Annotated in this window: 19 protein-coding genes and 2 tRNA genes; 8 read left to right on the top strand and 13 right to left on the bottom strand. The window is 64.2% G+C overall.

Annotated features, from left to right (window positions below):
- The first annotated feature begins 373 nt into the window (after positions 1 to 373).
- From istA to E3T39_RS01885, 3 genes are all read left to right on the top strand, one after another.
- Positions 374 to 1942 carry an IS21 family transposase gene (gene istA / locus E3T39_RS01895; RefSeq protein WP_134513062.1) on the top strand — a complete coding sequence of 523 codons (1569 nt, stop codon included), beginning with the start codon at positions 374 to 376 and terminating at the stop codon, positions 1940 to 1942.
- Positions 1939 to 2691, top strand: a complete 753-nt coding sequence (locus E3T39_RS01890) for an ATP-binding protein (RefSeq protein WP_134513061.1) — start codon at positions 1939 to 1941, stop codon at positions 2689 to 2691. The genes istA and E3T39_RS01890 overlap by 4 nt, the downstream gene beginning before the upstream one ends.
- A gap of 329 nt (positions 2692 to 3020) precedes the next feature.
- A complete protein-coding gene (locus E3T39_RS01885) occupies positions 3021 to 3218 on the top strand; it encodes a hypothetical protein (protein WP_134513060.1) in 198 nt (65 codons plus the stop codon).
- On the opposite strand, the gene E3T39_RS01880 is transcribed toward E3T39_RS01885, so the two are convergent.
- From E3T39_RS01880 to E3T39_RS01850, 7 genes are all read right to left on the bottom strand, one after another.
- Complete coding sequence (locus E3T39_RS01880; protein ID WP_166784008.1) at positions 3215 to 4084, bottom strand: toll/interleukin-1 receptor domain-containing protein; 870 nt, start codon at positions 4082 to 4084, stop codon at positions 3215 to 3217. The genes E3T39_RS01885 and E3T39_RS01880 overlap by 4 nt on opposite strands.
- A gap of 75 nt (positions 4085 to 4159) precedes the next feature.
- Entirely contained in the window at positions 4160 to 4726 is a 567-nt protein-coding gene (locus E3T39_RS01875) for a hypothetical protein (protein WP_134513058.1), read from the bottom strand.
- The gene (locus E3T39_RS01870) at positions 4713 to 5504 is read right to left on the bottom strand and encodes a hypothetical protein (RefSeq protein WP_134513057.1); all 792 of its coding nucleotides are present in this window, start codon (positions 5502 to 5504) and stop codon (positions 4713 to 4715) included. The genes E3T39_RS01875 and E3T39_RS01870 overlap by 14 nt, the downstream gene beginning before the upstream one ends.
- 372 nt (positions 5505 to 5876) lie before the next feature.
- Positions 5877 to 6104 carry a hypothetical protein gene (locus tag E3T39_RS01865; RefSeq protein ID WP_134513056.1) on the bottom strand — a complete coding sequence of 76 codons (228 nt, stop codon included), beginning with the start codon at positions 6102 to 6104 and terminating at the stop codon, positions 5877 to 5879.
- 384 nt (positions 6105 to 6488) lie between these two features.
- On the bottom strand, positions 6489 to 6980 hold the full coding sequence (locus tag E3T39_RS01860; protein ID WP_134513055.1) for a hypothetical protein: 492 nt from the start codon (positions 6978 to 6980) through the stop codon (positions 6489 to 6491).
- Positions 6981 to 7428: 448 nt separating this feature from the next.
- Positions 7429 to 7504, bottom strand: a tRNA-Arg gene (locus tag E3T39_RS01855).
- Positions 7467 to 8705 (bottom strand): 3-isopropylmalate dehydrogenase, encoded by a 1239-nt coding sequence (locus E3T39_RS01850; RefSeq protein ID WP_134513272.1) that lies wholly within the window; start codon positions 8703 to 8705, stop codon positions 7467 to 7469. Before E3T39_RS01850 ends, E3T39_RS01855 begins: the two co-directional genes overlap by 38 nt.
- Positions 8706 to 8849: 144 nt before the next feature.
- On the opposite strand from E3T39_RS01850, the gene E3T39_RS01845 reads away from it, so the two are divergent.
- Entirely contained in the window at positions 8850 to 10298 is a 1449-nt protein-coding gene (locus tag E3T39_RS01845) for an aldehyde dehydrogenase family protein (RefSeq protein WP_241979455.1), read from the top strand.
- Between the two features lie 20 nt (positions 10299 to 10318).
- On the top strand, positions 10319 to 11092 hold the full coding sequence (locus tag E3T39_RS01840; RefSeq protein WP_134513054.1) for an SDR family NAD(P)-dependent oxidoreductase: 774 nt from the start codon (positions 10319 to 10321) through the stop codon (positions 11090 to 11092).
- 12 nt (positions 11093 to 11104) lie between these two features.
- Here the strand turns inward: E3T39_RS01840 and E3T39_RS01835 are convergent, their stop codons facing one another.
- The 5 genes from E3T39_RS01835 to E3T39_RS01815 all read right to left on the bottom strand — a co-directional run bounded on the left by E3T39_RS01835 (position 11105) and on the right by E3T39_RS01815 (position 17736).
- Positions 11105 to 12538: an amidase gene (locus E3T39_RS01835; RefSeq protein WP_134513053.1), complete on the bottom strand. Its 1434-nt coding sequence runs from the start codon at positions 12536 to 12538 to the stop codon at positions 11105 to 11107.
- A gap of 34 nt (positions 12539 to 12572) precedes the next feature.
- Entirely contained in the window at positions 12573 to 14345 is a 1773-nt protein-coding gene (locus E3T39_RS01830; RefSeq protein WP_134513052.1) for a dipeptide ABC transporter ATP-binding protein, read from the bottom strand.
- On the bottom strand, positions 14342 to 15202 hold the full coding sequence (locus E3T39_RS01825; protein ID WP_134513051.1) for an ABC transporter permease: 861 nt from the start codon (positions 15200 to 15202) through the stop codon (positions 14342 to 14344). The genes E3T39_RS01830 and E3T39_RS01825 overlap by 4 nt, the downstream gene beginning before the upstream one ends.
- Positions 15199 to 16146 (bottom strand): ABC transporter permease, encoded by a 948-nt coding sequence (locus E3T39_RS01820; protein WP_134513050.1) that lies wholly within the window; start codon positions 16144 to 16146, stop codon positions 15199 to 15201. Before E3T39_RS01820 ends, E3T39_RS01825 begins: the two co-directional genes overlap by 4 nt.
- A gap of 102 nt (positions 16147 to 16248) precedes the next feature.
- Positions 16249 to 17736 carry an ABC transporter substrate-binding protein gene (locus tag E3T39_RS01815; RefSeq protein WP_241979454.1) on the bottom strand — a complete coding sequence of 496 codons (1488 nt, stop codon included), beginning with the start codon at positions 17734 to 17736 and terminating at the stop codon, positions 16249 to 16251.
- Between the two features lie 229 nt (positions 17737 to 17965).
- On the opposite strand from E3T39_RS01815, the gene E3T39_RS01810 reads away from it, so the two are divergent.
- Positions 17966 to 18733 (top strand): FadR/GntR family transcriptional regulator, encoded by a 768-nt coding sequence (locus tag E3T39_RS01810; protein WP_134513049.1) that lies wholly within the window; start codon positions 17966 to 17968, stop codon positions 18731 to 18733.
- A gap of 7 nt (positions 18734 to 18740) precedes the next feature.
- On the opposite strand, the gene E3T39_RS01805 is transcribed toward E3T39_RS01810, so the two are convergent.
- Positions 18741 to 18959, bottom strand: a complete 219-nt coding sequence (locus tag E3T39_RS01805) for a thioredoxin domain-containing protein (RefSeq protein WP_241979453.1) — start codon at positions 18957 to 18959, stop codon at positions 18741 to 18743.
- Between the two features lie 123 nt (positions 18960 to 19082).
- Between E3T39_RS01805 and orn the strand changes: the two genes are divergently transcribed.
- Both orn and E3T39_RS01795 read left to right on the top strand, forming a co-directional pair.
- On the top strand, positions 19083 to 19757 hold the full coding sequence (gene orn, locus E3T39_RS01800) for an oligoribonuclease (RefSeq protein ID WP_134513047.1): 675 nt from the start codon (positions 19083 to 19085) through the stop codon (positions 19755 to 19757).
- Between the two features lie 43 nt (positions 19758 to 19800).
- A tRNA-His gene (locus tag E3T39_RS01795) sits at positions 19801 to 19876 on the top strand.
- Positions 19877 to 19914 lie beyond the last annotated feature (38 nt).

The raw sequence follows: 19914 nt of genomic DNA, 5'->3' as shown, positions 1-19914 counted from the left end.
GGGCGAGAGCTGCACGAAGGGCGGGAAGAATGTCGTATTGCTCAGCGGCGCGTAGGCGAACCATCCGAAGCTCGCTTGGCCGCTCGGCACCAAAAGGAGAACGAGTCCGATGACGGCTGCCACAGCGCCGAGGACGACCATGGATGCACTCACCCAGCCCGAGCGGTTTGATCTGAAACCTTCGCGTTGCCCAGGTTGTATTTCGCCCATGTTGAATATTCGCTCTCCTGGGGGCCAGCGCTATTGACCTTCGGGGCCACTGACCCAAGCGGTGCGTAGCGTCTTCGGGGGCCGTCGAATATTTCCGTTAGGGGCCATCTGCTTAGCTCCTTCCGCTGCGTGTATTGGCGCGCAGCGGAAGGAGTAATTAGCAATGGTACGAAGGATCAAAGCGAAACGAGTGCTCGAACTCCGCGCCGAGGGCATGACCGGGCGCGCGATCGCACTCGCGGAGGGCCTGTCGCGCAAGAGTGTGCTGGCGGTGTTTGACGCCGCCGACAAGGCCGGCGTCGGCCGTGACGGTCACGTTGGCCGCAGCGATGCTGAGGTGTATGCGTTGCTGTTCCCGGGTCGCGGCGAGCATGAAAGTGTATTCGTGCAGGCCGACTGGGAAGGGGTGCACAAAGAGCTCGCCAAGGTCGGGGTGACGCTGAAGCTGCTCCATGGCGAGTACGTCAACGGGTGCGCTGTGAAGAAGCAGCCGTCGATGGGTTACGACCGATTTTGTAAGGCATATGCAGCGCATACGTTTATCACGGGAGCGGCGTCCCGGGTCGGTCATAAGGCTGGGCAGACGATCGAAGTCGACTGGTCGGGGCCGACGATGCAGCTCATCGACCCGGTGATGGGAGAGACGTCTCGGGTGTATTTGTTCGTGGCGTGTCTGCCGTTTTCGAGGTATGCGTTCGTCGAGCCGGCTCTGGATATGCGCCAAGACACCTGGCTGCTGGCCAATGTGGGGATGTTTGAGTGGTTCGGCGGATCGGTTCCCCGGATCGTGCCCGACAACCTCAAGACCGGGGTGATCAAGCACCCGCGCGAGGGCGAGATCGTGTTGAACGACGCTTACCGGGAGCTCGCTGCGCATTACTCAGCGGCGGTGCTCCCTGGCAGAATTCGTCGCCCGAAGGACAAAGCCAGCGTCGAGAACACGGTCTCTCACGTGGCCACCTGGGTGATCGCTGGCCTGCGCAATCGAAGCTTCGGAACCCTCTCCGAGTTGCGGGTCGCGATCCGGGAGCGCATGGATGCCTATAACCGGGAACCGTTCCAGAAACGCGCTGGCTCCCGACTCAGCGTGTTCCAAGCCAAGGAGAAGGCACTGCTGCGGCCGCTGCCGTCGGCTCCCTACGAGATCAGCAGGTGGGTCATGGGGCGCCGGGTTCAAAAGAACGGGCATGTGGTCTGGGAGAAGAATTTCTACTCCGCCCCCTACGCGCACATCGGGCAGGGCGTCGATCTGCGCATCACCACCCAAGTACTGGAGATTTATCGCAATCACGAGCGCCTCACCAGCCATCTCTTGTTCCCGGAGCATGTCATCAACGAATACCGGACCAACGATGCCGACCAACCTCAGGGCGAGAAGTATCGCGAGTGGGACGCCGTCAGGATCCGGGCCTGGGCGACGCGCATCGGCCCGAACATGGTGACCGTGGTCAACAGGATCTTCGAGGCGGTGCCCGTGGAGGAGCAGGGCTTCGATGCCGCTCTGGCAGCGCTGCGGCTGAGCCGCCGCTACTCCAGCGAGAGAGTTGAAAAAGCGTGCCAGATCGCCCTCGAAGGCCGTGTCCGGTCACCCCGATATGCGCACTTGCGGCCGATCCTAGAGACCGGACAAGACAAAGCAAGCACCCGCAGGATCCCGCGCTTCGAACCGACCGAACCTGAATCTGGCGGATATGTCCGCGGCGCCGACTACTACGCCGGAGGCGCACGATGAGCCGGATCGATATCGAGACCAAACGCAAGCTCCGTGAGATGGGCGTGGCCACCCTGCTGGACGCGTTCGACGCCCAAGACGACACCCTGACCCTCGGCTTGGCGTTCGAGGAAAAAATCAAACTTGCCGTCGATGACGCCCATGCTTCCTTCACCCAAACCAAGGTCGAGGGGCTAATTCGGCGGGCGAACTTGCGATATCCGAACGCTGACCTGCGGCGGCTGGACCTGGTCGAGGAACGCGGCCTTGACCGGTCTGTGATCGCTAGACTCGGCACGTGCTCGTTCATCGACCGGCAGCAGAACGTCGTGTTCCAGGGCTTCACCGGGTCGGGGAAGTCGTATCTGGGGTGCGCGTTAGCGAAGGCCGCGTGCCTGCACCGGGTGCGGGCGCACTACATTCGGATGCCGGAGCTCGAAGAGGCCTGGCAGCTGGCCCGCGATAAACCCGCCGGGACGACAAAGTTTCTGAACAAGTACACCGCGTTCACGCTCCTCGTGATCGATGAATGGCTCCTCGACGAACCCGACGAGAGCACCCGCAGCATGCTCTTGGAACTCCTCGAGCGACGCTACGACCAAGCGTCAACGGTGTTCTGCACCCAATACGCCCAACGAGATTGGCACCAGCGCCTCGGTTCCGGGGTCCACCCAGACGCGATCATGGACCGCATCGTGCACAACACCATCTGGGTCGAGACCGGCGGCCACAACATGCGAGAACACACCGCCAGCCTGGTCGCGGTCTAAACCTGTCGCGCTGGTCGAGGGTCACTGGCCCCCGACCGCGCGGCAGCCCGGCAGCCCGGCAGCCCCCGGCAATACCAGCGGCCCCCGGCAATACCAGCGGCCCCCGAAGGCAAAATTGGACGGCCCCCAAACCCTCAAATACTCAGCCTCTCCGACTTTCTCCATAACGACGCGCTCAGGCTGCCGCTGCCGTTGCCGTTGCCGTTGCCGTTGCCGTTGCCGTTGCCGTTGCCGTTGCCGTTGCCGTTGCCGTTGCCGTTGCCGTTGAGGCTGCCTTACCTGCCGAATTGGTGGGTGGCGCCGCTGCCGAGGTATGGGCCGCACTCAGCATGGACAGCAAGCGTGCCGTGCTGACCGCTCTGGTCACAGTGACCATCCTGCCCATCGGCAGCGGCAAGTCGTTCGACCCGGACACGGTACAGGTGCGCTGGAGGGGCGAGATCAGGCGGCGAGCGCCGCTTCGGTTCCTTGCAGACACCGGCTTTTCCCTCGCAAGCAACGGGTCTGAGGAATCCCCTCCGACTTAGAACGGATCGGGCTGGGTGGGCTGAGCTGGTGGCCAAGCCTGACCGTGGCTTCGGTAATACGGCGTAAGGGCCTGTCCGACGACACCAGCACGACCGACCTGATCATTGGAGTGATATATCTCGGCGAGTTTCGTCCATTGGTGAGTGGTCAATGTGTCTATCGTCGCGAGGCGGCGAGCGGTGGCCCCGGCATCGATGTAGTTTTGCGAAGCGCTCAGCGCGGCGAGAAGCCCCTCTACGATCTGGTCGGAGAATTCGGGGATCCTGCTAACCCAACCGAGTATGAGGGCCGCCACTTGGCGGGCGCTCAAGTCGTTCCCCTGCGGCCATTGGGTGCGACCGATGAACCCCGCCGGATCAACTGGGTATCGGATCACGTATCTAGGAACGCCGCGTCCAAGCGCCCAGCCGACTTCCTGCTGGCACCAGGGGCTCGTGAGGAACTCGGGATGAACGAGGGCAACGAACGCCTGCATGGTCCGAAGGCCGCTCTCGATCTGGTCCTGCCAGGGCTGCTCGTACTCCATCGTGTCGTGCGCCACGAACGCATGGATCCCCGACACCGCTAGCTCGTCGGCTACCTGTCCGATGAATTGTTTGTGATGGGCAGAGTGAGAGAGAAATACTCGCACGTATCCACTACTCCAGATCGATGATTCTGCGTCTTCAATCTGCCCCTGCGCCACTGCGGGCTCGACGCCCGTGATGATGGAAAAGATCTCCAGCAGGTCAGCATCGGCAGCATTCTTGATGCTGTCCTCGAAGGCGAAGTTTTCGTTGTTGTATCCGCCGAGTGGCTCGCAGCCGTACTCGATCAGTAGCAAATTGACTCGACGGTAGTCCCAGTCTTTGTCGTTATCGAGCACTTCGACTATCTGGCTCTTGAGGCTGAAACGTTCGCGGCGAGAGAGGGGCACTCTACGATCGTATCGGCACGATTTTCAGTCCCAGTCGATCATCGCGCCACTTATGACGTTATTGATCAGCCGTTCGATAAAAATCACGACTTCCTCGCGACCCACCGTGTAGCCAGTCGGATGACCACACCGATTACGGGTCTTCAACGCATCGTCCAGGACGCTCCGCGCGTTCTTATTGAATACGCCCGCGTCTTCGCACAGCTGAATGAAGTTGCCGTCGTTTAGATGCAACAAATCGTTCTTCTTGCTTATCCTCCGGTACCCGCTCGACTTCTCGAAACGCTTCAAGTTCTCTGCCTGCATCAGCTTGAAACCCAACTGATGCCCGTCGATGACCGAGTACAAATGCTCGATCGTCGCGGCCCAAACCATTAGAACTGCGCCTCGATACGCGTTGGCCTCGTAGCAGTTGATCGCCTCTTCCAGGTACTGCCGGTAGTTGGCTGGAGCGCGCCGCGCCGCGTCGCGGAGCGAGTGAAGGGCCTGTGCGGGTGCTTGGTGAGCGATGTCAGAAACGGGGAGTCTGTACGCCTGCTGGAACTTCCTCAGCCGATCGAGGTCGGGTGCCCAATCCTCAAGCAGCATCATCTGCAATGTGCTTGTCGAGGACGTACCGGGCCATGTTCTTGAAGATCTCGCGGACGGTGTCGGCCGTCGCGTCCGCAGCGATGTGAATCTCGACGTTGATGTGAACGCTGGGACTAGTCGCGACCGTAACCGTTGGCGGCGCGGCGGGAACGGGCAGGCTCTGCGTGGCTATGGTTACGGGTGCAACGGGCATTGCAGGCTCGGGAGTCGCCGGCGTCTCGGGCGTATCGACTGCATCAACGTCCAGCGTCGCTTCGTCTTCGGTGGGAGGAGCGCCGTTCACGAGCAAGTCCACCGCGGCGAGATCGAACGTCGTGCGTGTCTCCTTACCGCTACGGCCAACGAGGAATGTTCCAAGACCTGCACCCCCAATGACGCGGCCAAACGTGACGGCACCGTCCTTGAGAGTGGACCCTTTCAGCCCGCCGAGCGAGTCCGAGTGAGACGATTCCCAGTACTGGCCGACTTCGGCCGCAGTCGCCTCGGCGCGCTTGCCATAGTGGACCCACTCCAGAGTCGCGCTGTAGAGCTCTACCGAGCTGATCACTTCCCGCAGAGCTGCGCCCGGGTCAGTATTGAAGAGACGACCTCGGTCTGTCGCGCGAAGGTTCCCGCCGTCGCGGACGATGAGGCCGAACTCGACCATCGCACCCAACTTGCGGTCGTCCTGGGACCCGAGCGCCTTCTCAACCTTCGTGCTCTCGACCCATCCGACCTGCTTGTTTAGATAACCCAGTAGCTTCTGAATGTCCTCGACCGAAGTCTTGATTGGCACCATGTGATTTCCCCTTTGAACAGCGTAATCGAACCATATCGTCAAGATCGAGTCCATCAGTCCAGGACGGCGAGACGAAACTCGCGAAAGGCCGGGAAGTCCACGGGCTGTGTTGGAACGCCCAAGCCCGCGCCGGGGATGTACTTGGACATGGGGTGCTTGATCTGTTAGGTGCAGCTCACCGCAGATTTCTTGGCGAGGTCGACGCTCGAGACACACTTCTGCACCCTGGCGACGGTGTTAGCCGACCACACCGCGGCGGTCCCCGTAGTGAGACCCCTTGGCGCTGCGCCCCGCACAAGTTGACAAGGAGTCAGGCTGCCGCAATGACGCCCGGGATGATGAGGACGGTGAAGACCAGCCCCAGGAGCGCGGTCAACGACGCGTTCCACCGGAGAGTCCTACCCCACGAATCGAGGACGTGAGTCCGATCTTGTGCTCGTGGAAAGCGGGCAAAGACAACGTATGACCGACGAACGCAACGAGTGCCACACCCATTCCGAAGAACCCGAATCTGGTGACCAACTCGTCAACGCTGCCAATGGACGGCCAGAAGGCCAGTAGGGGCGTGAGGGAGAGTAGCAGTGCACCAAAAAGCGTCATACGGCAGAGGCCATCGGGTTGCTCCCCTACGAGGTGCGTTGGGCGGGTGGTTCGCGTGTCAGGTGGCGAGCGGCGCTTCGGTTTCCTTGGCGCGGTTGATGGCACCGAGGCGCTTCTGCACCTTCGCGACGGTGTTAGCGGACCACGGCGTGCCCGTCGCGGTGCACCGCCCCGCGACCCGCTGCCGCGTTGGGTTGGCTGGCGTACCGTGCGGGCAGGCAGATGGCCATTTGGCCGCTCAGCGAGCGCTCACAGCCGCCCATGCCGACACGCCCAACCCCTGCCAGCCGGGGCGCTGCCGCGCCGCGACAGAGACTGTGCAGAGTCGAAGCGAACGGGGAGTACGAAACTTCTGACTGGGTGGAACCGCACCGTACTGGGGTCCTAGCTTCGCTCCTTTGGAGTAGCGCGCTCCTTGAGTCCCATGGCGTAACTAATCTCGTCGTCAAGGATGTCCTCAATCGCCGCAAACTCCTGAATCAGCGTGTCCAAGCCCCCAGTTTTCCAGGTAGCGAACTCCACCGAGGGCGGGTCGTTCTTCGAGAGGTTCCGCTTTATAGAGGCCCAGCCAGAGTGTTCGTCAGGAAGGCCGCCGAGATCGAGGAAGATGCCGTGCACTACCTTGTGCCGGAGGACCTGGGCCCGCCGCAAGCGGTTTGCTAACTCCTCGCCAGCGACACTCTCCAAAGCCGCAGCCAGTTGCTCACCTGTCGCCGCCCAGCCCTTGACGGGCTTGTTCGGATCATCGCTTTTCAAGTAACCGCTGAGCTGTACGAGTTCACCGGCGAGATCCTCTACCCATGCCGCCGTCATCACCACGACACCCACTGCGCGAATCAATTCCGGCGCGTAGGCCTTTTCAATCCAAGTCAACATATACCCAATCCCACCACATCACGACGACAACAACGCGGGACAGTTGAGTGAAGTCACGTTTCCGATTGTGGGTAGGTTAGCCTGCCTCATCCGACACCGAAAGATGGTCTGCAAGGTGCACACGCGCCTACTCGCCGCCTGAGCCCCGGCAGTCTGTACCCGTGCGCGAAACCCAGTGCGACCTCCTTCGATTGAGATATCGTTCCGACTATGGACCCACAGGTAATGGCACTTGCCGGAGTCGTCGTCGGCGCTACCCTAACTGGCGGATTCAATACCGGTACGTTTCACGCTTGCGGTGGCATCCGCTTAAATCTGTACTGGAGTCGGTGCCGGCCCGATCGGCTCCCCGCCGAGTTCTGCAGTCGCTCGGAGGGTATGGCTAACGTATTGGCTGTAGTGGCTACTGCGAGCGTGGGGCAGATTGCCTTGCATCCCGGTGTTTATGTGGTGCCCCCGGTAGGAATCGAACCTACGACAATCGGATTAGAAGGCCGGTGCTCTATCCACTGAGCTACGGGGGCGGGACTGTTCAAGGTTACAGGCCGCCGGCCGTGATCCGGTGCCGTCAGCAGGTGCGGCGAGTTCATCCGCTCGGCGCAGTGCAGCAAGGTCGTCCATGACGGAGTGACCGGGGACGACGGGCACGGGCGCACCGCTCTGCACAAGCCTCGCGATCTCGCGGCCTAATTCCTCGGTCGAAAGCCCCATCGCGGGTCCGGCCATCGCCGGCAACTGGGCCAGAATGTGCACGGCGGCCGCTTCAATGGCTCGAGCCGCGTCGGTCTCGCCGAGGTGGGCCAGGCACATAGCAGTCGAGAGCACCGCCCCGATCGGGTTGGCCCAGCCCCGGCCAGCGATGTCGGGAGCAGAGCCGTGGATGGCCTCGAACATGCTCGGGCCAGAACCGTCGAGGTTTAGGTTGGCGCTCGCGGCGACTCCGAGACCACCCTGGATGGCCGCTCCCAGGTCAGTGATGATGTCGCCGAAGAGGTTGTCGGTCACGATCACGTTAAAGCGTTCCGGAGTCGTCGGCAGGTAGAAACACAGGGCGTCGACGTGCACGTAGTCCACCGGAACGGCCGGGAAACGCGCACTCACGTCGTCGACCGTCGACTGCCAGAGGGTGCCTGCTTCGATCAGGATGTTCTTCTTGTGGCACAGGGTCAGGGTTCCGCCGCGTCGTTCGGCGAGACGAAACGCGAACTCGACCACCCGCTCCACGCCCATGCGGGTATTGACCGATTCCTGCACGGCGACCGCGTGCGGTGTACCGGCATGCACCGTCGATCCCCGCCCGACGTAGGATCCCTCGGTGTTCTCCCGAACGATGACAATGTCGCAACGTTCCGGCGTGAGGCCGGCGATGGGCGTGGTCACGCCGGGATACAACTTGACCGGTCGCAGGTTCACCGCCTGCTGAAAGCTGCGTCGCATCTCGAGAATAAAGCCTCGTTCCAGAATGCCCGGCGCGACGGCCGGGTCACCCATCGCACCGAACAGAATGGCGTCGTGGTTTCGAAGCTGGGCCTGAAGGGCGGGCGTCCAGAGTTCGCCGGTGGCCAGGTAGTGCCGGGCACCGGCTGAAATCTGGGTGAGTTCGGCGCGAAAACCGAATGCCGATTGCGCTGCGCCGAGCACCTCGAGTGAGGCATCGATAACCTCGGGGCCGATTCCGTCACCGCGGATCACGGCCAGCCGGTGAACTCTCGCTGTGCTCGTCATTGGCTCTCCCTCATGAATGGATGAGTGCCGCTACAGATGATTGACCTGATGATCGCCACTCGATACTCTAGTTAGGTTACTGGTCAGACCAGTAGAAATGCCAGCATCTCTTGGTAGCAGCACCTCTCAACAGAAGGCAGCCCCGTGATTCCGTTTCCGATCCCCTACCCGGCCGGGCTCCCCATCGGCGAGCGCTGGCTGGACTGCTCCGAGCAGCAGGAGATCGTGTTTCCCTTCGACGGCTCCCCCGTCGCGTCAGCCCCGGTCGGCACGGGGGCGCAGGCCGTGCTCGCGGTGGACGCGGCAGCTTCGGTACGCGCGGAACTGGCCGGGCTGAGCGCGGGCATCCGTCGTGCCCTGCTCATCGGCATTCACGACGCCCTCGCCGAGCGAACCGGCGAATTCGAGCAGCTGCTCGTGCTGGAGACCGGCAAGCCGCTCGTGGACTGCCGCACCGAGGTCGCTCGCGCCCTCACCACCTGGTCGGCGAGCGCCGAGGAGGTCGCCCACCTGCACGGTGAAACCGTTCCGCTCGACCTGCAGCCCAGCGGTGTGGGAATGATTGGCTACTGGACGCGACGGCCGGCCGGAATCGTTGTGGGCATTACCGGCTTCAACTACCCCTTTTTGCTGGCCAGCCACAAGCTCGCTCCCGCTCTTGCGGCGGGTTGTCCGATCATCATCAAACCGGCCCCGAACACCCCTCTGACCACACTGTGGGTGGTCGACCTCATTCGCGGGGTGCTGCGCGACCACGGAGTGTCGACCGCTGCCGTTCAACTCGTCACTGGCGGAATCGCCGTCGGCGAAGCGCTGGTGCGCGATCCGCGGGTGGCTGTCGTTTCATTCACCGGCTCTGCCGCCGTCGGACACCAGATTGCCCGCGACGCCGCCCCACGCAAGGTCGTGCTCGAACTCGGCGCCAACACCGCACTGATCGTGGCGTGCGACGCCGACGTGGAGAAGGCGGTCGACGCGGTGATTCGCGGCGGCTTCTATGCCAACGGTCAGGCCTGCATCTCGGTGCAGCGCATTCTGGTGCACGATTCGATCGCCGACGAATTCGAGCGGATGCTGCTCGCCCGCCTCCCCGAGGTGCTCGTCGGTGACCCCCGCGACGAGAGCACGCGCGTAGCGCCGGTCATCAACGAGGCCGGGGCCGAGCGCATCCTGGCCTGGATCACCGCCGCCCGGGCAAGCGGGGCCCGGGTACTGGCCGGCGGCCACCGGATCGGCCGCAGCATCGCCCCGACCGTGCTGACGGATGTTCCGTACGAGGCATTGGCCTGGTGCGAGGAGATCTTTGGACCGGTCGTCGTGCTGCAGCGCATCTCCGACCTGGGTTCAGCCATCGAGCTGGTCAACCGCTCACGCTACGGTCTGCAGGCCGCCATCTTCACCGGTTCACTGCAACGCGCCTTTCGCGCCATCAACGAGCTGGATGTCGGCGGCGTCGTGGTCAACGAGATTCCCGGCTTTCGCTCCGACATCATGCCCTACGGCGGCGTCAAGGACTCCGGCACCGGCCGGGAAGGGCCGCGGTTCGCCATCGAAGAGTTCACCGTGACCCGCATGGCCATGATCCGCCCGTGACTCATTCAGAAGGAAATACCGTGGACTACACCCAACTGTTCCAGTTCTCCGGTCGCCGCGTGCTTGTGATCGGGGCCGGCAGCGGCATCGGCCGGGAGAGTGCCCTGGCCCTGCACGCCCACGGCGCCACGGTCATCTGCGCCGACCGGGATGCCCCGAGCGCTGCGGCCACCGCGGCGCAGCTCGGTGCCGGAGCCAGCTCGCTGCAACTCGACGTTCTCGACCAGGACGCCGTGCGTGCCGTTGCCCGCGACCTGACCGATCTGACCGCTCTCGTCTTCACGGCCGCCACCAATGTGCGCAAGCGCATCGCGGACTACACGCTCGACGAGTTCGATCGCGTCGTGAATCTCAACCTTCGCGCCGCCTTCGTACTCATCCAGGCTTTCGCGCCGAACATGGCGGCCAACGGCTGCGGCAGCATCATCGGCTTCGCGTCGATTCGGGCGGTCACGGTCGAGCCCGGCCAGGGGGTCTACGCCGCAACCAAGGCCGGACTGGTGCAACTGTTGCGCACGGCCGCCGCCGAATACGGGCCGGCCGGGGTACGGGTGAACGCTATCTCCCCCGGCGTTGTCGAAACCCCGTTGACGGCCCAGATCAAGAACGATCCCGAATGGTACAACGCCTATGCCGCCAAGAGCGCGCTCGGCCGTTGGTCGACACCGAGCGAACTCGCCGGTGCCGTGGTCTACCTCGCCTCGGACGCGTCCCGGTTCGTCACCGGCTCGGTGCTCACCGTCGACGGTGGCTGGACGGCCGTCGACGGCCGGTTCGACCCGCCGAACTCCTAGCCACCGAGGCGGTCAGCGCGCCAGCTGGCCCACGGTGTGAAAGGGCCAGACCGGCTCGGCCTGTGCTGGCCGCGCCTGCTCGTACCAGTGCGTGGCGCGCATCACGGTGAGGTCTTCAAAGCGGCGACCGGCGATGTGCAGCCCGATCGGACGTCCGTCGGCGGTGAACCCGCAGTTCACCGAGCTGGCTGGCTGCTCCGAAAAGTTGTACGGCGCGGTGAACGCGATGTGATCAAGCGAGGTGGCCGGGTCGTTGGTCGGCATCGGCCATTCCGCCGGAAACGCTGCGACCGGCGACACCGGCGACAGCACCACATCGTAGGGGGCGGTCGTCGCGACGGTCGCCTTACGCAGGTCCTGAATACTCTGATAGCAGCGCAGCACCTCGGTGCCCGACACCCCCGACCCGGCCAGCACCCAGTCCCGAATGAAGTCCAGCACCATCGCCTGCCTGGCCGGTTCGAGCACCTCATAGTCGGCGAGGGAGCGCACCCGCAGGAACAGGTCCAGGTCGGCGAGGTATTTCTCTGTCATCGGAGGGGCGATCTCTTCGACGATCGCGCCTCCCGCCGCAAAGAGTTCCACCGCCCGCAGAACGGATGCCGCCACCTCCGGGTCGGTCGCGAGGCCTGCCCCGCCCGCGAGGTGAAAGCCTACTTTCAATCCAGCCACGCCCGATTCGCCGCAGTGCACGTCGGTCCAATCCAGGTTCTGCTCGCCGAGGCCGGTGTAGTCGCGCGAGTCTGGCCGGGTGAGCACTCCCAGGAACAGGGCCGCGTCATCCACTGTTCTGGTGAGTGGTCCGGCGACCCGGCCCATGTAGGGCGGGTCGACGGCGACGCGGCCGAAACTCGGCTTCAACGTGACGAGCCCGAGCCAGGTGGCCGGCAGCCTCAGCGAGCCGCCGATGTCCGAGCCGACGTGCAGCGGACCGATTCCGGCGGCGGCAGCAGCGCCAGCGCCGGCGCTCGACCCGCCGACCGTCCAGGCCGGGTTCCACGGGCTGCGGGTCACGCCGTGCAGGCTCGAGACGCCGGACGAGAGCATGCCGTAGTCGGGCATCACCGTGACACCGAAGATGACACCGCCGGCCTCCCGGATGCGCGCGGCGCTCGGTCCGTCCATGGTCGCGACCGGTGCATCGAACTTGGCGGCGGTGCCGGACGGCTGACTGAAGCCGCGCACGGCGACGTTTTCCTTGATGCTCGTCGGCACGCCGTCGATCGTTCCGAGCGGAGTTCCGGCCGCCCAGCGATGTTCACTCGCGGCGGCCGCGGCGAGCGCCCCGACCCGGTCGAGACCCCAGAAGCAGTTCAGCTCGGGCTGCAGGCGCTCGGCCCGCTCGAGCACCGCGACCGTCACCTCGACCGGTGAGAGGTCGCCGCTGCGGTAGCGTGCGACGAGTTCGGTCGCCGGCAGGCTTTCGATGGGCGCGATCTCGGTCATGGTGCCTCTTCCAATGGGTCAGGTGGTGCGGATTTTAGGAGGTGACGCGTCGGGCGAGCTCGTGCATCGACGGTGTCGCGCTGACCAGTTGCTGCGTGTACGGGTGCAGGGGGCGGTCGTAGACGCTGGCGGTGGGCCCGCACTCGACGATGCGTCCGTCGGAGATGACGGCGACGGTGTCGCAGAGGTGACGGATGACGCCGAGGTCGTGGGAGACGAACACGAGGGTGAGCTGGTATTCGTCGACCAGATCGGCGAGCAGGTTGAGCACCTGGGCCCGCACCGACACGTCGAGGGCGCTGACCGCTTCGTCCGCCACGAGCACGCGCGGCCGCGTGATGAGCGCTCGTGCAATGGAGATGCGCTGGCGTTGGCCGCCGGAGAACTGGTGCGGATGCCGGTGCATCACGTCGGCGTCGAGCCCGACCGCGGCGAGCTGGGCTTCGACCCGGGCCAGGGCCTCGGCACGGCTGACCTGGCGCAGGGGTTCGGCGACGATATCGCGCACTCTCATGCGCGGATCCAGCGACCCCATCGGGTCCTGGAAGACGATCTGCACCTGGCTGCGAAAGTTGCGCAGTTGCCGTTCCGAGGCACCATCGATGGACTGGCCGAGCACGTTGACCGTGCCGCTGGAAGGCTGGTCGAGGGCGCAGAGGATGCGCATGAGGGTGGATTTGCCGGAGCCGGACTCGCCCACGATGCCGAACCGCTGACCCTCGGCCACGTCGAACGACACCTCCCGCAGTCCGTGCACGATCGGGGCCGGGGCGAACAGTCCGCCGCCGCGCCGCCGATACTGCCGGCTGAGGCCGCGCACCGAGATGGCGGGTGCCCCGGTGGCCTCGTTGAAGATGACCGGTGGGCCGTCGGGTTCGAGGCGCTGGTGGGCGGCGCGGTGCGGCGGCACCGTCAGCGCTGCTGCGGCATCCGCTTGAATCGGGCCGGGCGAGGATTGTGCCGCGCCCGGGGTGCTGATGACGGGCATCGACATGGTGTGCAGCCGGCCACGGTCGTCGACCGAGGAGAGATCGGAGGCCGCGATGAGTTTCTGGGTATACGGATGCTGCGGCGCGGTCAACACGCGACCGACCGGTCCGTCTTCAACGATGTCGCCCTGATACATGACGAGCACCCGTTGGCACACCTCGGCGACCACCGCGATGTCGTGCGTGATCAGCAGCAGCGCGGTGCCGCGGTCGGTGACCAGGTTGCCGATGAGTTTGAGTACCTCGGCCTGCACGGTGACGTCGAGGGCCGTGGTGGGTTCGTCGCAGAGCAGCAGCTGCGGGTCGTTGGCCATGGCCATCGCGAGCATGACGCGCTGGCGTTGCCCGCCGGAAAGCTGGTGCGGAAACGCCAGGGCCGTCTCAGCGGGGTTCGGCAGTTTTACCTGGGCCAGCAGTTCGACGGCGCGTTGACGAGCCTGCCGCCGTCCGCGGTCAGGGTGGTGCACGGTCATGATCTCGGCCACCTGCGCTCCGACCCGCATGAGCGGGTTCAGGGCGGTCATCGGCTCCTGGAACACCATCGCCATGGTGTTGCCGCGCAGCTGGTTGAGGCGACGTTCACCGGCAGTGAGCAGGTCAGCGTCAGCTCCGTTGAGGCTCACGGTGCCGGTGGCCGTGAGGGTCTCCGGCAGCAGTCCCATCACGGAGGTCGCGGTGAGCGATTTTCCCGACCCGGATTCCCCGATCAGGCCGACCCGTTCGCCGGCGGCGATGTCGAAGCTGATGCCGTGCAGCAGCTCGGTGAAGGGGGAACCGACCCGCAGGTCTTTCACGCTGAGGGTGGGCTTCTCGGTCATCGATTCACCTGCATTCTGGGGTCGAAGCGATCGCGGAGGCCATCACCGAGCAGGTTGAAACCGAGTACCGCGACGGCGATGGCGATTCCCGGCCAGACGATGAGCAGCGGCTCGATGAACAGGTAGCCCTGGGCGTCCTGCAGCATGCGCCCCCAGGACGGTGTGGGTGGCGGTGTTCCAAGTCCCAGATAGGACAGTGCGGCCTCGGCGAGCACCGCGATGCCGAACGACACCGAGGCCTGCACGATGAGCATGCCACTGATGTTGGGCAGCACGTGCCGCAGGCCGATAAAGAGGCCGCTCTTGCCCGAGGCGCGAGCCGCCTGCAGGTATTCGCGGCTCATGATTTGCATGGTGCCGCTGCGGGCGATGAGGGCGAACGCGGGTGCCGTGCCGATACCGAGCGCGACCATGGCCGTGACCGTGCCCGCGCCGAAGATGGCACCGAAAATGATCGCGAGCAGCAGGGCGGGAAAGGCGAGGGAGATGTCGTTGCCGCGCATCATGAACTGGTCGAGACGGCCCGGATTCATGCCGGCCACGATGCCGAACGGCACGCCGAGAACCGCGGCGATCCCGACCGCGACGGTGCCAACGAGCAGTGAGATCTGGGCACCGCGCAGGATGGAACTGAACACATCACGCCCGAAACTATCGGTGCCGAGCAGATGTTCCGCGCCAGGCGGCAGAAGGATGGAATCCGAGAAGACCCCTTCCGGGTCGAACGGTGTCCAGAACACGGACACGACGGCCGCCAACAGCACGAGGCCGATGAGCACGAGGCCGGCCCAGAGCGTGGCGCCGCCGCCGTGACCGGCCGGACGGCGGGTCACGGTCTCGGATTTGATCGCGGTCATGCGGCGCTCCGGAGTCGGGGGTCGATCAGCGTGAAGGCGAGGTCGACCAGAAAGTTCAGGGCCAGCACGAATACGACGAGCACGAGCACGATGCCCTGCACGGCCGGGAGGTCACGCAGGGCCACCTTGTCGAGCAGCAGACTGCCGAGGCCGGGAATGCTGAAGACCCGCTCGATCACGACGGCGCCGACCAGCAGGGTGGCGATTTGCAGGCCCAGCACGGTCATCACCGGCACGGCGGCGTTGCGCAGTCCGTGCCGGAACAGGGCCCGCCCGGCGCCGAGGCCCTTGGCCCGTGCGGTGCGGATGAAGTCTTCCCGCATGACTTCCAACACCGAGGAGCGCACATACCGGCTGAGCACGGCGCCCTGCACGCTGCCAAGGGCGATCGCGGGCAGAATCAGGTGTTCAAGGAATTCTTTGAAGTTCTCGCCCGGGTCGACCCAGCCGCCCGCCGGAAGCCAGCGGAACGTCACGGCGAAGACCGTGACGAGCAGCATCCCGGCCAAAAATCCGGGTACGGCCACGCCGATCTGGCTGATGCCAGACAGGATGGCGCCGTCGGGCTTTCGCTGCCTGACCGCGGTCAGGATTCCGAACGGAATCGCGAAGAGCAGAGCCAGCACGACGCTGGTGAGCACGAGGATCACCGTGATGCCGAGGGCATCCGTTATTTCGGGGCCGATCGCCTGGCGGCTCACGGTGGAGGTACCGAAATCGCCGATGAGCACGCGCCCAAACCAGTCCAGGTAGCGCACGACCGCGGGGCGGTCGAGTCCCATGGCCGTGGCCTGCGCGGCGACATCCGCTTCGGTCGCCTGCACGCCCAAGGCGATCCGTGCGGCGTTGCCGGGCAAAATAGACAGCATCAGGAATGTCACGATTGAGGCCACGACGACCGTGGTGGCAAACACGCCCATGCGACGCAGAACCACAAGAACCATAACGGGACTTTCCTCTGACTAATTCACGGTTGGCCAGACACTGAACAAGTGTCGGACCATGCGCTCGAACAACCACCGTACGCGTACCGGCTGCAACGAGCCCTATCGTGCGATGGTCGACAGATCCAGGGCGAGGCTCGGTGTGTTCTTCGGAACCCCGAGCAGATCGGCGTCGGCGAGGGAGATGGCCGGCTGCAGGTAGAGCCAGTCGGCGGCGGCTTCCTCGGCCATGGTCGTCGTGGCCTCCTTCATCAGTTCGACGTAGGTGGTCGCGTCGGCGGCATCCGCTTCGGCGAATTTGGCCATCACCGCGGGCGAGTCGTAGCCCGCGTAGTAGGTGGGGGCGGCGAAGGCGTTCACGTCGCGCGGCTCGCTGTGCATGATGAGCGACATGTCGTAGTCGTGGCTGGAGAAGACGTCGTCGAGCCAGACCGCCGGAAATTCGAGCACCGTCACGTCGGCGGTGATGCCCACCTTGGCGAGCTGATCCTTGACCACCTGGGCGCCAGCCACGGCGTAGGGCAGGTTGGGAATCTTGAAGGCGACGGTCAGATCACTGACTCCGGCCTCGGCCAGGAGTTCGGTGGCCTGGTCGGGGTCGTACGGGTAGAGATCGGCCAGGCTCTCGTCGTACCAGGGGTCGGTCGGCGGCACCATGGAACCGATCAGCAGACCGTAGCCGCTGTTCGCCGTGTCCATGACCGCCTGGCGGTCGATGGCGTACATGACCGCCTGCCGCACTCGAACGTCGCTGAAAGCATCGCTGGCATTGTTCATCGACAGCGTGACCTCACCGGTACTGGCGCCTTCGAGCACCTGGAAGTCGGTGTTGGACTTGAACTGGTCGACCAGCTGGAACTGGGAAATGCCCGAGATGAGGTTGATGTCGCCGCTCAGCAGCGCGTTGGTCTGCGCGGTCGCGTCGGTGAAATAGCGCAGCGTCACGTCGGTCATGTACGGGACCTCGCCCCAATAGTCGGCGTTGGCGGCGAGTACGAGGCTGTCACCGGTTTTGAACGAGCTGACCGTGTACGGCCCGGTACCGACCGGAGCGGTGGCGAGGTCGGCCAGGGCTGATTCGGTGAACATGGTGCCGACCGGACCGCTCATGTTGAACAGCCAGCTGTTGCTCGGCTTCGACAGGATGATGCGCGCCTCGGTATCGCTGACCACCTCAATGCTGGCGATCGGGTCGAGGTACGCGGGTCCGTTGGCGGTCCAGTTGTCCTTGACACGTTCGAGGCTGAACTTGACGCTCTCCGCTGTGAACGGCGAACCGTCGGAGAAGGTCACGCCGTCGTGCAGCAGAAAGTCATAGACCAACCCGTCGTCGCTGACCGTCCACGACTCGGCGAGCAGGGGAATGATGGTTCCGTCGTTGTCGAGTTTCACCAGCCCCTCGTAGACGTTGTAGAGGAGGGCCTGCGGAATGGCCGCACCGGCGGTGGTGGTGTAGTCGAGGTTGCCGGGAGTGGCCAGCAGACCAACGGTCAACGACGTGTCCGGCTCCCCCTCGGCGGTCGTCGACCCGCTGGAACAACCGACCAGCGCCATGGACGCGACCATGATCGTGGCAATGCTGGCGAACATGCTTCGCCGGGTGTGTGCCCTCATTAGAACGTGCCCCTCTGGTTCGGCTGGCCTAACGCAGGTCGGCCGGAAATAATGCGAGAAATACTGCGGAAATCTACTGTCCATACCGGTGACACACATGGTCAGACCAGTACACTCTGTACCAAAGTCAGCTTTACATGTTGATCTCAGATCGTCAAGATCGACCCCGATATTGACACTGGGTCGCAACCTCGAGGGAGTGCAGATGACCCACACAGCCGCATTTACCGCCGTCAAAACAGTCAAGGCCTACGAACGCGTCGTCGAGCAGATCGAGGGCGCCATCAGCAGACGGGAGCTGCGTCCCGGCGACCGCCTGCCCAGCGAGCGCGAGTTGATGCTGACTTTCGAAGTGAGCCGGTCGACCATTCGTGAGGCCTTGCGCGTTCTCGAAAGCACCGGGCTGGTACGCTCGCGCCCCGGCGACCCGCGCGGGCCCGAGGTTCTGCAGGCCTCGCCGGCCATCCTGGCGAAAACGGTCAACCGTTTGGTACGCCTGGAAACCATCGCCCTGTCGGAACTCGTAGAGTTTCGCATCATGCTCGAAGGCGCCGCCTGCACCCTGGCTGCCCAACGCCGCACCGAGGTGCAGCTCAACGAGATGTGTTCGGCCATCGACGCGATGCAGGCGGAAGTGGCCCACGGACCGGTCGCGTTCAGCCAAGCGGATGTCGCCTTCCACGTAAGCGTGTGGGCGGCCAGCCAGAATCAGCTCCTGCAGATCTGCGGGGAGGCCACCCGCGGCGCCCTCATCGACATGGTCAGCGACGAACTCGATCGAGCACCCGACTCCCAGGCCAGGATGGAACTCTCGCTTGCCCACGATCGTGAGATTCTGGCCGCGATCTCGGCGGGAGACGGAGCGACCGCCGGACGACTGGCCCGGTCCTTCGTCATCGAATACTACGGCGACATCATTTCGCCGGAGAGCCGGGCAGCACTCGGCAACGTTGCGTACGAAGCCCCGGTGTAGAGCCCGCTCAGAGTGCTTTGGCTGCGGCGACGAGAACCTGGGACAGGGTCGGAACGCCGGCTGCACGAAAGACCTCGGTGCCGGCGCCATTGGTGATGATGACCGTGGGAGTGTTGCGAATGAGCAGCGCCTCGGCTTGCTCCGGCTCACCGGCGACATCGATTTCGCGCACGGTCGCACCGGGAACCAGTCGTTTCGCTTCGGCGAGCACCGCCCGCGTTTGCATGCACGGTTCGCAGAATGACGACGAATACAGTGTGAATTCCATCAGGGCCTCGCAGGTCGCGCGTTGAGTTCGGTAGCGTCCAAGTTTACAGGCCGTGTCGCAGGCCACCGGTAGACTCGGGGCATGACGAACAGCACGACTGGTGAAGCACCGACGACCGCCCCCGCAAACTCCCCGACGTCGAAGAGTCCCGATCGATTGGTCTGGATCGACTGCGAAATGACCGGGCTTGACCTGGACCGCGACGAGCTCGTCGAGATTGCCGTCGTTATCACCGACTACGACCTCAATGTGCTCGATCCCGGGCTAGACATCATCATCAAGCCCAACGACTCGGCCCTCGAGAACATGGGCGACTTCGTGCGCAACATGCACACCTCCTCTGGCCTCATCACCGAGATCCCGAACGGCGTCAGCGCCGCCGAGGCCGAGTTTCAGGTTCTCGAATACGTGTTGAAATTCATCCCGGCCGAGCAGAAGGCTCCGCTCGCCGGAAACTCCATCGGTACCGACCGGGCCTTCCTCACCCGCTACATGCCGCGCCTCGACAATCAGCTGCACTACCGTAACGTCGACGTGTCGTCGATCAAAGAATTGGCCCGACGCTGGTACCCGCGGGTATATTTCAACGCCCCAGCCAAGGACGGCGGCCACCGCGCCCTCGCCGACATTCTCGAATCGATTCGAGAGCTCGCCTACTACCGCCAGACAGTGTTCGTGGCCGACCCCGGTCCGACCAGCGACGAGGCCAAATTGCACGCCGCCGAAGTTGTGCACTTATTCGCCTCCGAGGTGTAATAGGATTGCTGAGTTGCCCCGCGTTGTAGACGTGGGACGCATGGTGGGTATAGCTCAGTTGGCAGAGCGCCTGGTTGTGGTCCAGGAGGTCGCGGGTTCAATCCCCGTTACTCACCCCAATGAAACACCGCGAGTTCGGCCTTAGGCCATTGCTGTG

Origin of the sequence: Cryobacterium suzukii (assembly GCF_004403185.1) — a bacterium.
In the GTDB taxonomy this organism is placed as follows: Bacteria; Actinomycetota; Actinomycetes; order Actinomycetales; family Microbacteriaceae; genus Cryobacterium; species Cryobacterium suzukii.
Note: the sequence above shows the minus strand (reverse complement) of the source record. Positions and strands in the feature narration are given on the sequence as shown.